This window comes from Arcicella sp. GW821-FHT09D11 (assembly GCF_059416265.1).
The window spans coordinates 414795-429889 of sequence record NZ_JBWKOV010000002.1 but is presented as its reverse complement, the minus strand read 5'-3'; the positions used below and the strand labels follow the sequence as shown (position 1 = coordinate 429889).

7 protein-coding genes are annotated in these 15095 nt (G+C 37.0%); 2 read left to right on the top strand and 5 right to left on the bottom strand.

Annotation, left to right across the window (positions count from 1 at the left end):
• Positions 1-40 precede the first annotated feature (40 nt).
• Positions 41-1093: a GTPase ObgE gene (obgE, locus tag AC07N0_RS07010; protein WP_494588627.1), complete on the bottom strand. Its 1053-nt coding sequence runs from the start codon at positions 1091-1093 to the stop codon at positions 41-43.
• 79 nt (positions 1094-1172) lie between these two features.
• Positions 1173-1745, bottom strand: coding sequence for an adenylate kinase (locus tag AC07N0_RS07005; protein WP_494588626.1), 573 nt, complete (start codon positions 1743-1745; stop codon positions 1173-1175).
• 223 nt (positions 1746-1968) lie between these two features.
• Between AC07N0_RS07005 and AC07N0_RS07000 the strand changes: the two genes are divergently transcribed.
• Both AC07N0_RS07000 and AC07N0_RS06995 read left to right on the top strand, forming a co-directional pair.
• A complete protein-coding gene (locus AC07N0_RS07000; protein ID WP_494588625.1) occupies positions 1969-2976 on the top strand; it encodes a Gfo/Idh/MocA family oxidoreductase in 1008 nt (335 codons plus the stop codon).
• A gap of 196 nt (positions 2977-3172) precedes the next feature.
• Entirely contained in the window at positions 3173-3700 is a 528-nt protein-coding gene (locus AC07N0_RS06995) for a hypothetical protein (RefSeq protein WP_494588624.1), read from the top strand.
• A gap of 457 nt (positions 3701-4157) precedes the next feature.
• On the opposite strand, the gene rpoC is transcribed toward AC07N0_RS06995, so the two are convergent.
• The 3 genes from rpoC to rpoB all read right to left on the bottom strand — a co-directional run bounded on the left by rpoC (position 4158) and on the right by rpoB (position 14477).
• Positions 4158-8492, bottom strand: coding sequence for a DNA-directed RNA polymerase subunit beta' (gene rpoC, locus AC07N0_RS06990; protein ID WP_492801769.1), 4335 nt, complete (start codon positions 8490-8492; stop codon positions 4158-4160).
• A 52-nt stretch (positions 8493-8544) separates the two neighbouring features.
• Complete coding sequence (locus tag AC07N0_RS06985; RefSeq protein ID WP_494588623.1) at positions 8545-10539, bottom strand: hypothetical protein; 1995 nt, start codon at positions 10537-10539, stop codon at positions 8545-8547.
• 77 nt (positions 10540-10616) lie between these two features.
• Positions 10617-14477: a DNA-directed RNA polymerase subunit beta gene (gene rpoB, locus AC07N0_RS06980; RefSeq protein WP_492803649.1), complete on the bottom strand. Its 3861-nt coding sequence runs from the start codon at positions 14475-14477 to the stop codon at positions 10617-10619.
• Positions 14478-15095: the final 618 nt, after the last annotated feature.

Genomic DNA, 15095 nt, shown 5'->3' with positions numbered 1-15095 from the left:
ACATTTAGCCTTACAGCTAAATGTAGATGATAAAGGTAATTTACTCAAAATCAATTTCTGTAGACTCTTCTGGACTTTCGCTTTCAATGACCTCAGGTTGAGCATTCTGTAACGTTGTCCATAATAAATCTTTCAATTCTGTCAGACCTTGTTGCATCACTGAAGAAATCAGGACGTAAGGTATATTGTCAGGAATCTGCTTTAAAATTCTAGCTTTGTCTTCTTCATCTGGTACTAAATCCATTTTAGAAATAGCCAAAATTCTTTCTTTATCCAATAAAGCAGGATTGTATTTTTTTAATTCATTCAATAGTATCAGGTACTCTTCTTCGATATTTTCTACCGAAGCTGGTACCATAAACAACAAAATAGAATTTCGTTCGATATGTCTTAAAAATCTGGTTCCTAAACCTTTTCCTTCTGCTGCTCCCTCAATGATTCCAGGAATATCAGCCATAATAAATGATTTGAAATTACGATAAGCCACCACCCCTAAGTTTGGAACGAGGGTTGTAAAAGGATAATCAGCAATTTCAGGAGTTGCTGCAGACATTACAGAAAGCAACGTAGATTTCCCTGCATTCGGGAAGCCCACCAAACCAACGTCTGCTAATACTTTAAGTTCTAATACAACCCACATATCTTCGCCTATTTCGCCAGGCTGAGCATAGTGTGGTGCTTGATTGGTTGATGATTTGAAATTGGTATTGCCTAAACCGCCTCTTCCGCCTTTTAACAAAATTACCTCTTCGCCATTTTTAGTAACTTCCGCTAATACCTCTCCTGTTTCAGGGTCTTTTACAATTGTTCCCAATGGAACGTCAATGATTGCGTCTTCTCCTTGAAGCCCCGAACGACGTCCGCCTTCGCCACCTTTTCCGTCTTTAGCAAAAATATGTTTTTGGTATTTCAAGTGAAGCAAAGTCCAGTGTTGCGAGTTTCCTCTCAATACAACGTGTCCTCCGCGGCCGCCATCACCACCATCTGGACCACCTTTAGGTACGTGTTTTTCACGACGGAAATGGCTTGAACCGCTTCCTCCGTGGCCCGAACGGACGTTAATTTTTACGTAGTCAATGAAGTTGGATGCCATGATATTTAATTATTATTGATTGATTTAAAATGGGTAATTCGCAGAAATACAAAATCACTACAAATTACCCCATTTTAAATTATTTTACTGCATCAATTGCAGTACAGATATTAGTAAAAATTTCTTCGATATTTCCGATTCCGTTTACTTTAGATACTTTGCCTTGTGCTTCATAATAAGGTAATACGAAAACTGTTTTAGAGAAGTACTCGTCAATTCGCTTCAATAATTTATCAGCATCGTCGTCTGCACGACCCGACACTTTTTGTCTTTCAGCAATTCTATTTTTAATTTCCTCTTCAGTCACATCTAACTGAACTACGCCATTGATTTTTTGTCCGTTTTTGGTCAAATATGCATCTAATGCCTCTGCTTGAGTGACAGTACGTGGAAATCCATCAAAGATAAAGCCTTTTGCTTCAGGATTGTTTTTTACTTCTTCTTCTAACATATCAATCGTCACTGAATCAGGTACTAAAAGCCCATCAGCTAAGATTTGTTTCACGCGCTGCCCGAGTTCAGTATTATTAGAAATGTGCATGCGGAACATATCTCCTGTAGAAATATGAACTAACTGATACTTCTCAATTAATTTAGCTGACTGTGTTCCTTTACCTGCACCCGGAGGGCCGAATAAGACTAGATTTAACATTGGTTATACCGTTATTTTTAAAGTTCTTAATAGTTGTTTTGTTATAAGACTACAAATTTACTAGAACCATAGTGAAATATCCGCTAAATGTCTGATAATTTAGCAAATGAGGTATAGATGAACAAAAATTAAAGGCAATATCCAATGATAACCGCGAGTAGAGTTTGCTAGTTTTTTGCTTATTTTTGTTAAAATTGATTTATACACAGAATCCCAATTAATAATGCTCAATGTTGCTCTTATTGGTTTTGGTTTATCTGGCAGATACCTCCAAGCCCCATTTTTCTCGGTAAATCCTAATTTCAATCTTAAAACGATTGTTTCAAACAGTCAGAATCCAAGAGATTTGTTCCCTGAGGTTCAAGTCGCTAAGAGTTTAGAAGAAGTATTAGCTGATGATACGATTGATTTAGTTAGTATTTGTTCGCCCAATGCTACGCATTATGAATTTGCAAAAAAATGTTTACTGGCAGACAAGCACGTATTAGTAGAAAAACCTTTTACAGCCACAGCCAGTGAAGCGGAAGAATTGATACAATTATCTAAAGAACGAGGTAAAGTTATTTCTGTTTATCAGAATCGTCGTTTTGATAGTGATTTTATGACCGTCAAAAAAGTAATTGAAGATGGTTTATTGGGCGATTTATTGAGCTATGAAGTACATTACGATCGTTATAAGCCCATTTTGAATGCTAAGAAATGGAAAGAAACTAATAATGCGGCTAATGGAATTTTGTATGATTTAGGTGCACATATCATCGACCAAGCGATAGTACTTTTTGGCGTTCCCCAACAGGTTTGGGGCGAAACTTGTACGGAAAGAGAAGGCTCTGAAATTGATGACTCTTTCGATATCAGGCTTAACTATGGTAAATTGAAAGTTACTTTAAAATCGAGCTTATTAGTTCGTGAAGAAGGTCCAAGATATATTTTGTATGGAACAAAAGGTTCTTTTGTAAAGTACGGAATAGATGTACAAGAAGACCATCTGAAAGCAGGCATCATGCCTAATATGGATGCCTTCGGTATTGAATCTGAAAGTAATTCGGGCATTATCAATACAGATATTAATGGTTTACATTTCCGAGGAACTATTGAAACAAAGAAAGGCGATTGGGGATTACTCTTCCAAAATCTTTACGAAGCCATTACTGGAAAAGCTGAATTACTGATAAAACCAGAAGAAGTATTAGAGCAGATTAAGATTATGGAGCAGATTAAGAGGTATTAATTATAGGCTTTCGGGTCTCGGTTTTCGGGTATCGGTCAAAATTTGTATTAGAGTCCACTAAACACTCCTCCTTAAAGAACAAATTCACAGATATGTAACAATATAAAAAGTATGGCAAAATTTTCGCATATTAGTGAGTTATGGCAACTCAATAACAAACTTCCAAAGGACATAACAATTATAAATAAGTAAAAATATGGGTGTAGATGTAGGTTACAGTATTAAAATAATTAATTCCGAACAAAAAGAAATTAAAACCATAGGTATTAATTCTTTTGGAGCAGCAAATTCAAATTCATTCGACAGTCTTTTCTACGAGAATACTGAAATACAGAATACAACCATCCCTTTGAGTTTGAAAAATATTCTAACAGAAGATGAGATTGATATTTTCAGGTTATATGCAGATGAAGAAGCTGAGGAATTACTAGGAGAAATGTTAGACGACATGACAAGTGTATCTAAAATTATGAGTGCAAATACGGCTTTAACTATTTTTGAGAAAATTGAATTGTCAGTTCGAGAAAACTCTATTGATTGCCTACTTAAAGATATTTTTCACTTGGATAGTACAAATGTAACGAATGATGAAAAATTAAGCATACAAAAATTTATCGTAAGTGATTACTACACTTTGAAAAGCGATATAAGTTTTGCGTGTGGAGTTTTAGAGCTTGCAAAACAACTGAACTATGACATTCAGTTTATAGCAGAGTATTTCTAAATATTTTTTGATATTTCTAACACTTTGCCCTTAGTAGATGGCCCATTGCGTACAGGACTTAGCTTAAAAGAGCAAAATCTTTTTTATAGAATTAACGATAAAGAAATTCATTGTGGAAAGATTAATTTAAGAAAATTGGTGTTACAGAAATAAACATAAAGCCAGTGTACAACATAGTTTTTTATACAAGTGGAGCTTGACATTGTAATATCAGCTATTTGCAAACTCAGCTATTAGATTTGTTCCGAAGGGCAAATTGAACGACAGATTATAACGTTCTCTAAACGTTTAGGCATTTAATCTTATACTTATTTTTCAGAAAACGTAAAAAATCTTAGTAAATCTACAAATCTTGTGTCTTGTATCTTTCAGTCTTCAAGTCCAAAAATCCTAAAGTCAAAAAAAATGCCCTCTGAAATGAATCAAAGGGCATTTTTTATATTGCTACAAAATTAGATTACACAATCCAACGAGCTTTACGATAACCTCCAACCTTTTCTTGGGCTTTGGCTTCCTTAGCTGTTTCTACTTGTTGTAATTCTTCTTTAGAAGTAATCACATAGTCTGCATATTTACGAACACCCGTACCTGCTGGGATTAAGTGACCAACAATTACGTTTTCTTTCAAGCCATCTAATGTATCAGCTTTAGCACGGATAGATGCTTCAGATAATACTTTCGTTGTTTCTTGGAAAGAAGCCGCAGAAATGAATGAATCAGTTCCTAAAGATGCTTGAGTGATACCTTGTAAGTTTGGTTGAGAAACCGCTGGTGAAGCATCACGTACTGTAACAATCTTCATATCACGACGTTTCAATGAAGAGTTTTCGTCACGTAAAGCACGAGCAGAAACAATCATACCCACTTTCATTTTCTCAGAATCTCCAGCATCCATAACTACTTTCTTATCCATGATTTTATCATTTTCCTCACGGAATAAGAATCTATCAACATTTTGTCCGTTCAAGAACATAGTATCTCCAGATTCAACGATGATTACTTTCTGCATCATCTGACGAACGATAGCCTCGATGTGCTTATCGTTAATCTTCACACCTTGCAGACGGTAAACGTCTTGGATTTCATTTACTAAGTACTCTTGTACAGCCGTTGGTCCTTTAATAGCCAAAATATCTGAAGGCGTAATAGCACCATCTGAAAGTGGTACACCAGCACGCACAAAGTCATTATTTTGAACAAGGATGTGTTTAGACAACGGCACCAAGTATTTACGTTCGCCACCATCTTTAGCACGTACATAAATCTCACGGTTACCACGTTTGATACCTCCTAAAGTAATAACACCGTCAATCTCAGAAACTACCGCTGGGTTAGATGGGTTACGTGCTTCAAACAATTCAGTTACACGTGGAAGACCACCCGTAATATCACGTGTTTTACCAGCAGCACGAGGAATTTTCGCCAAGATTTGTCCTGGTTTAATTTTCGTTTTGTTTTCAACTGATAAACGAGCCGCCACTGGTACGTTATAAGCTACTGGTTCGTCAGCACCTTTTACGTTCACCAAGATAGCAGGGTTTTTAGTCTTATCTTTCGATTCGATAATTACCTTCTCACGTAAACCTGTTTGCTCATCGGCTTCTTCCTTATAAGTAACATTTTCTTCGATAGCATCGAATTGAATAGTACCTTCAACCTCCGATAAGATTACAGCATTATATGGATCCCAAGCACAAATTTCTTCACCTTTAGTAATCGTCTGTCCGTCTTTAACTCTCAAATAAGAACCGTAAGGAACGTTATTAGCGATAAATACTTGTTGAGGATTATTAGCATTCAAAATTTGAACCTCACCTGAACGACCCATTACAATTTCAACTGGTTTTCCTTCTGGGTCAACCGAAGAAACTGTACGCATCTCTTCAAATTTAATAATACCGTCGAATTTAGCTTTGATAGCTGCATCTAACGTTACGTTTTGAGCAGTACCCCCAACGTGGAATGTACGAAGTGTAAGCTGTGTACCTGGTTCACCGATTGACTGTGATGCAATTACACCTACAGCTTCACCGATACCTACCATTCTACCTGTTGAAAGGTTACGTCCATAACATTTAGCACAAACACCATAACGCGTTTCGCAAGTTAATACCGAACGAATTTCGATTGAATCAATCGCAGTATCATCTACAGAAAGAGCTGCCTCTTCGCTGATTTCTTCACCTGCTGTGATTAACAATTTACCTGTAACTGGATCATACACATCATGGATAGAAACACGACCCAAGATACGTTCTGACAACGGTTCGATGATTTCCTCGTTATCTTTCAATGCTGATGTTTGAATACCTCTTAAAGTACCGCAATCATCTTCATTTACGATTACATCTTGAGCAACGTCATGCAAACGACGAGTTAAATAACCCGCATCGGCAGTTTTCAAGGCTGTATCCGCAAGACCTTTACGCGCACCGTGCGTAGAGATAAAGTATTCAAGTACGTCTAGACCTTCTTTAAAGTTAGAAAGAATTGGGTTTTCGATGATTTCACCTACAGAACCTTGTAAGTTCTTCTGAGGTTTCGCCATCAAACCACGCATACCACCTAACTGACGAATCTGTTCACGAGAACCACGGGCTCCAGAGTGCATCATCATATAGATGGCATTGAAACCTTGTTTATCGTTTTCCATTTGATTCATCAAGGTATCAGTGATTTTCTTGTTCACTGACGTCCAAATGTCAATTACAGCGTTATAACGTTCGTTATCTGTAATTAAACCCATCAAATAGTTATCTGTTACTTCAGATACTCTATCTTTTGCTTGTGCTACAAGAGCAGCTTTTTCTTCTGGAACGATGATATCACCAATACCCATTGAAAGACCACCTTTGAATGCCATTTGGTATCCTAAGTCTTTAATATCATCTAGGAATTTCGCAGTACGAGCAACACCAGAGATTTTAAATACTGTAGCAATGATTTGTTGCAATTTCTTCTTAGTCAACAATTCATTGATATATCCTACTTCTTCAGGAACACAAAGGTTGAATAATACACGGCCAGCAACAGTTTTCACCATTTCAGAAACCAACGTACCATCATCTTTACGAACAACTGCTTTTACTTCAATATTAGCGTGTTTAGAAACAACACCTTCGTTCATCCCGATTACCACTTCCTCGAAACCGTAGAACTTCATTCCTTCACCTTTCACTTCATATTCTGGTGTATTTCTACGTCCTTTTGTTACGTAGTATAAACCAAGAACCATATCTTGTGAAGGTACAGTAATAGGAGCTCCGTTGGCTGGGTTCAAGATATTGTGTGAACCTAACATTAAAAGAGATGCTTCCAAAATTGCCTCTTGACCTAGTGGTACGTGTACCGCCATCTGGTCACCATCAAAATCGGCGTTGAATGCCGTACAAGTTAATGGGTGCAATTGGATTGCTTTTCCTTCAATCAATTTAGGTTGGAATGCCTGAATACCCAAACGGTGAAGCGTTGGAGCACGGTTTAGAAGAACAGGGTGTCCTTTCATTACGTTTTCCAAAATATCCCACACTACTGGGTCTTTTCTATCAACAATTTTCTTGGCAGATTTTACCGTTTTCACGATACCTCTTTCAATCAATTTTCTGATAACAAATGGTTTGAAAAGCTCAGCAGCCATATCTTTTGGCAAACCACATTCGTGCATTTTCAATTCTGGACCAACCACAATTACCGAACGACCTGAATAATCGACACGTTTACCTAGTAAGTTCTGACGGAAACGTCCTTGCTTACCTTTCAACATATCTGAAAGTGATTTCAACGCACGGTTACCTTCTGAACGAACAGCGTTAATTTTACGCGAGTTATCGAATAATGAATCGACAGCTTCTTGTAACATACGTTTTTCGTTACGTAAGATTACCTCAGGAGCTTTGATTTCAATCAAACGCTTCAAACGGTTGTTACGGATAATTACACGACGGTAAAGGTCGTTCAAATCCGAAGTCGCAAAACGACCACCATCTAAAGGTACAAGCGGACGCAATTCTGGTGGAATTACTGGTACCATTTTGATAACCATCCATTCTGGTCTGTTCTCGATACGAGTACCTGCCTCACGGAAAGCTTCAACTACTTTCAAACGTTTCAAGGCTTCAGCCTTACGTTGTTGAGAAGTATCGTTTGCAGCCGAGTGACGTAAATCGTAAGATAAGTTGTCTAATTCAGTACGTTTCAACAACATATCCAACGCCTCAGCACCCATTTTAGCAATGAATTTCTGAGGGTCTTCGTCTGGTAATAATTGGTTTTCGCGAGGTAACTTGTCGATAATGTCCAAATATTCGTCTTCTGTTAAGAAGTCCATTTTGTTTACACCATCTTCAGCTTTTACCCCAGCTTGAACTACTACGTATCTTTCGTAATAAATTACTTGGTCAAGTTTTTTCGTAGAAAGACCTAACAAATAACCAATTTTGTTAGGTAAGCTACGGAAGTACCAGATGTGGGCTACAGGCACAACTAACTCGATGTGTCCCATACGCTCACGACGTACTTTTTTCTCAGTAACTTCTACCCCACAACGGTCGCAGATGATACCTTTATAACGAATACGTTTATATTTCCCACAGTGACATTCCCAGTCTTTTGTAGGGCCGAAAATACGCTCACAGAACAAACCACCCATTTCTGGTTTATAAGTTCTGTAGTTGATTGTTTCCGGTTGTGTAACTTCTCCGTGTGATCCTTCAAGAATCGACTCAGGTGATGCCAATGAGATGGTCACCTTAGAGAATTCACTGTTCAATTTTCTATTCTTTTTGAATGACATATAAGAATGTATTTTATTGACGTTCAATTAATTATCAATCAGATGAAAACTATTAAAATATCACTTTTTCAATCGAAATCTCAGTAGTATTACTGAAGCCCCATTGATAAGGACTATCTAATTGAATTGATTTAATCTTTGTATTTTTCAAACCACCCGTGTTAAAAAACTTCATGGCGTCTGAAAAACTCTTTACTTTAATATTGGCAACAACTCCTCCTTTTAATACCGATGGAATTACTCTAAACCTTTCTACAGTATTGTCGTCATAAACAAAGTTTACAAACAAATAAGGCGGCTGAAAAGCTAATCTGGTAACTTGTCCAAACAAGGAATATTTCAGGTTGAATTTTACAAAAAGTAACTCATCTGAATTAGGTAAATCAATCTTTTCAAAAGTGTTTATGACAGCTTTTTTAGTCAGATTATATTTAACTTCTTTCTTATTCAAGTTTTGTTTTAAAACCAGTAGACTATCGTAACCAACAGACTGTTTAACGGCAAGTGTATCAACAACTTTGTAATTGGCCAGCATCGTTAATTTAGTTCTGTCTTCATCCCAGAAGAAATACTGTTCTCTGTAAGGAAATTCCTGATATAATAAATAATCAGGAGCCGTAGCAGATTGGTACTTCTGAGCATTCAGACTATCTAAATAACCAGAATATGCCTGATATGTTTGTACAATGGGTCTTGGATTATACTTTAGTTTATTAACCATTATATAAGATATTTCCCAAGGCAAAATATCAACTGTTCCTTTGCTTAGATAATCATTCACTTCCTTCGGGAATGCTCTTTCCAGTGAATCTACTTTGGTGTAAGTAACGATTTCGTCATCAAATGAATGCGTAAAAAACCGTACTGCCGAAGAGCTACTGATAAAAGTGCCGATACCTTCGAGTGTTGATTTTCTGTGTTGCCAATTCCCTAAATCTCTTTTAGCGGTTGGCAAAGCTGAAAACACATATTCTTTAAAATTGCTTTTTGACCAAGACCAATGAATGATGTTTCTAAATACAAGACTACAGAGAATCAAAATGATTACTTTTATTTGTATCCTTTTGTTGTTTTCAACCAATAAGATTAACCCTATCATTACTGGAAAAAACAAAAAGAAACCATATAAATTGGTTGATGATAATGAAGCAAAACTTTGTTTATAACTCAGAAACAAAGACATTGCTATCAAACAAATCACATAGAAACGGTCTGCCATTAAGTCCTTATTGTTCGCTTTGAATGGTAGATAATCCCAACAGATTGCTAGAAATAGAGATACTATCACCAATAATGCCAATAAAGCTAAAACAAGCCTAATTCCATTAATATCGTTCATCACAGCCTGCGCATCTATATATCCATCGACCAACTTAATACCTGAAGACAGGTACACCATTATATCCGTTTGTAATATATATGCCAGAATCAGCATCAGTACAATAGTAGTACTAGCCAATGCTATGACAAATTTTATTGTTAAATAACGCCTTAAACCAAAGAACAATAACGAACCGAACCATATTACTAGCATCGCTAGGCTTAAATTCAGTTTAATAAAAAAGGCAAGTATTGTGATGGTGGTAACGACGCCCAAGCTGTAGATTTTCTTACGTTGCAGAAAGACTAACAAAAATCCTATTTGAAGAATCAATAAGGAAAATGATAAGTCGCCTACAAAGCGATAAGGAAAAAAACAAAGCCCCGCAAAAAACAAAGCCATCACTTTTGATACTGACTTTTTTACGATTTCAATGATTAATACAACAAAACCAACTTGTATTAACAAATGAACTAAAAATGCTACAAGCTGATAAATAAAGCCCTCGGGCGTATATCCTGTATTCAAAAACCCTAGTGGGCCATAAGTAAAAAGGAAATCTTGTCCGAACTTAAATTTATCTTCAATCGCTACCTTTAATGCGATACACCAAGAGGGGTCGAGTCCTTTAGTATATTCATGTACCCCTTCAAATGATGGCAAAAGCAAAAAAATCATCCACATCCAAGCAATCCATACGAAGGTTTTTTTTGAATATTGACTCATAAATAAACGATTGACCTTTACACTTTACATGATTATCTTTTAATTGGCACACGATTCCTCGTGTGCCAATCTATCTATTACTCTAACGTAATCTCTAATGCTAAACCTCTTAATTCGTGAATCAATACGTTGAATGATTCTGGAATACCTGGTTTTGGCATGCTTTCTCCTTTAACGATAGCTTCGTAGGCTTTAGCTCTACCAATCACGTCATCAGATTTCACCGTTAAGATTTCTTGCAAGATATTAGCAGCACCGAAGGCTTCTAATGCCCAAACCTCCATTTCACCAAAACGCTGACCACCAAACTGAGCTTTACCACCCAATGGTTGTTGTGTAATTAATGAGTATGGTCCGATTGAACGAGCGTGCATTTTATCATCAACTAAGTGACCTAATTTCAACATATAGATAATACCTACTGTTACTGGTTGGTCAAACATTTCTCCTGTTAAACCATTGTATAAGTAAGTACGTCCCCATGATGGTAAACCTGCTTCTTCTAATTCTTTGGCAACTTCAGCTTCAGTACCACCGTCGAAAATTGGTGAAGCGTATTTACGACCAAGTTTTTCACCTGCCCATGCTAATACGGTTTCATAAATCTGACCGATGTTCATACGTGAAGGTACCCCTAGTGGGTTCAACACGATTTCAACTGGTGTTCCGTCTTCCAAGAATGGCATATCTTCATCACGTACAATACGGGCAACAACCCCTTTGTTACCGTGACGACCCGCCATCTTATCACCTACTTTCAACTTACGTTTCTTAGCGATATATACTTTCGCCAATTTTACGATACCTGCTGGTAATTCATCTCCTACTTCTAAAACAAACTTCTCGCGTTTGTAGCGACCTACTACTTCGTTACGACGAACGTTATAGTTTTTCACCATTTGCAACAACAAGATGTTGATTTCAGATTCTTCAGTAGCATTTTCAAGAATTAAGTCAGCTAATAAGTTAGCTTCTTCAGGAACGCTATATGAACTATCGTCACGGTATAAGTTTTTAGCTGGGAACAACGCTTCTTCGATCATACGACCAGTCAATTTCGTTCCTGCTTCAATAATTACCGTTCCGAATTTATGCTTGATACCACCAGAAATTTTACCTTCTAACAATTCAATCATCTTACCAATCATCATTGCACGAATGGCAGTCAAATCTTTAGATAATTGTTTTGAAAGTCCAGCGATTTCTTTCTTAGCTTTCTCGCGTTCGTCTTTATCTTTCTTAGGACGGCTGAAAAGTTTTGTATCAATTACAACACCTTTCAATGATGGAGGTGCTTTTTTAGAAGCATCTTTCACATCACCCGCTTTATCACCAAAGATAGCACGCAATAATTTTTCTTCTGGAGTAGGGTCAGACTCTCCTTTTGGTGTAATCTTACCAATCAAAATATCTCCTTCTTTTACTTCAGAACCTACACGAATCACACCGCTTTCATCCAAGTTTTTCACAGTTTCTTCTGCTACGTTCGGGATTTCCGCTGTTAATTCTTCTTCACCACGTTTTGTATCACGTACTTCCAATTCAAATTCTTCAATGTGAATAGAAGTAAAGATATCATCACGAACAACTTTTTCAGAAATTACAATCGCATCCTCGAAGTTGTAACCTTGCCATGGCATGAAGGCCACTTTCATGTTACGTCCTAATGCTAATTCTCCTTGCTGAGTAGCGTATCCTTCACAAAGTGCTTGTCCTTTTGAAACGCGCTGTCCTTTACGAACGATTGGCTTTAAGTTGATAGTAGTATCTTGGTTGGTTCTACGGAATTTAATTAATTTATATTCCTTAGTATCTCCGTCAAAACTTACTAAATATTCTTCTGGCGACATATCGTATTTTACTACGATTTTGATACTGTCTACATATTCAATTACACCGTCAGCTTCAGCAACAACTAAAGTACGTGAATCTAAAGCAACGCTTGCTTCTAAGCCAGTACCTACAATTGGATTTTCAGGACGTAACAATGGTACAGCCTGACGTTGCATGTTTGAACCCATCAAGGCACGGTTGGCATCATCATGTTCCAAGAAAGGAATCAAAGAAGCCGCTACCGATACAATCTGGTTTGGTGCAATATCCATCAATTGAGCTTCCTTAGGATTAACCAACGGGAAGTCACCTTCAAAACGAGCTTTTACACGGTCTGCAGTAAATACGCCATCTTCATCATAACGAGCATTCGCTTGTACGATGTTTTTGCCATCTTCTTCTTCAGCAGTAAAGAATGTAATCTCATCAATTTTCACTTTACCGTCTTCAATCGTACGATAAGGAGTTTCGATAAAGCCCATCGAGTTGATTTTAGCATGCACACAAAGTGATGAAATCAAACCGATGTTTGGTCCTTCTGGTGTTTCGATAGTACACAAACGACCGTAGTGTGTATAGTGAACGTCACGAACCTCAAAACCTGCACGTTCACGAGATAAACCACCTGGCCCAAGTGCTGAAAGACGACGCTTGTGCGTAATCTCAGCCAATGGGTTGGTCTGATCCATAAATTGTGAAAGCTGGTTGGTACCGAAGAATGAGTTAATTACTGACGAAAGTGTACGAGCATTAATCAAATCAACTGGCTTGAAGTCTTCATTATCACGAACGTTCATACGTTCTTTGATAGTACGAGCCATACGAGCCAAACCAACACCAAACTGTGCATATAATTGTTCACCTACTGTACGAACACGACGGTTAGACAAGTGGTCAATATCATCAATTAGTGCTTTTGAGTTAATCAATCCGATTAGGTATTTCACGATAGAGATAATATCTGCTTTCGTTAATACTTTTGTTTCCATCGGAATATCATGACCCAATTTCTTGTTGATTCTATAACGACCTACTTCACCTAAATCATAACGTTTGTCAGAGAAGAACAAGTTTTGGATAATATCACGCGCTGTTTGCTCATCAGGTGCTTCTGTATTACGCAACTGACGGTAAATTTGCTCAACCGCTTCTTTTTCTGAGTTAGATGAATCTTTCTGTAAAGTATTATAGATGATGTTATAATCATTCACGTTCATATCTTCTTTATGAAGAATAATTGTGTCTAAATCAGCATCAATAATTGTATCAATATCGTCTGAAGTAATTGTAGAATCACGTTCTAATAATACTTCGTTACGGTCGATAGAAACTACTTCACCAGTATCTTCATCTACGAAATCTTCTTGCCAAGTTCTTAAAACCCTAGCAGCCAAACGGCGACCAACAGCTTTATTCAAGTTAGCACGATCAACTTTGATTTCTTCTGAAAGACCGAATAAATCTAAAATGTCTTTATCAGAACCATAACCAATAGCACGCAAAAGCGTAGTTACTGGAAACTTCTTCTTACGGTCGATATAAGCATACATTACGTTGTTAACGTCAGTAGCAAATTCAATCCAAGAACCTTTGAATGGGATAATACGTGCTGAATATAATTTTGTACCATTTGTGTGACGACTCTGAGAGAAGAACACACCTGGCGAACGGTGTAATTGAGAAACGATTACACGTTCAGCACCATTAATTACGAATGAACCACGTTCGGTCATGTAAGGGATATTCCCTAAGAACACTTCCTGTTCGATAGTTTCGAAATCTTCGTTGTCTGTATCATTACAGATAAGGCGCAACTTTGCTTTCAAAGGTACTGAATACGTCAGACCACGGTCGATACACTCATCAACAGAGTATTTCGGTGGATCTACTGAGTAATCAATAAAGTGAAGGACAAAGTTTTCACGAGAATCGGCAATTGGGAAGTTCTCAGCAAATACTTTGAAAAGACCTTCGTCAGTACGATTCTCCGCTGCGGTTTCCAACTGGAAGAAATCCTGAAACGACTTAACCTGAATATCCAAAAAATCTGGGTATTCGAGTAAGTTTTTGACTTTGGCAAAAGAAATTCTGCCCGTTTTTGTCATCTGTGTCAAGGCTGTTACTGTTTTGAAGTTTACAATATGATATTTCTTAATCGGTAAAATAAGGTCAATAGCAAAGTCTTTGGTGTTCAGCAATGGAACATCAAATTGGAAACTTTTGCATTGAAATACCTTTCAATTCCGAATAAAAACATATCTAAAAAATCTTTAAATCAATGACTTACAGCTAATTAGCGTAAGCAAAAATGGAGCCTCGTAGAAGTGAGTAAATCATTTCCCTTGCATTCTTCCTACGAAAAAAGGATGTGTCTCGGAAATAATAACTTTTATTGAAACGCTAAGAGATTTCGTTGAGTTTCAACTAGCTTGCAAAAGTACACATTTTAATTTGATTATCAAGGGATTAGACAAAAAAATTTGAGAATTATTCTACTATTTCGAAAATATTTTTTCATCAACGATGATTTTTAAATTAAAGCAACAAAGAAAAAATTCAAAGCACTATGAACTCTGGCTTTGTTAAGTATTTTTGTAAAATGCTGTGACAATGCTGTGAGCTTTAAGCCTTGAGCAATGAGCTTTTTGCATATTGATGTCACATTTCTATTAGCAGGTGACTTAAGTCCTATTGATTATCCACAAGTATATAAATAACTGATA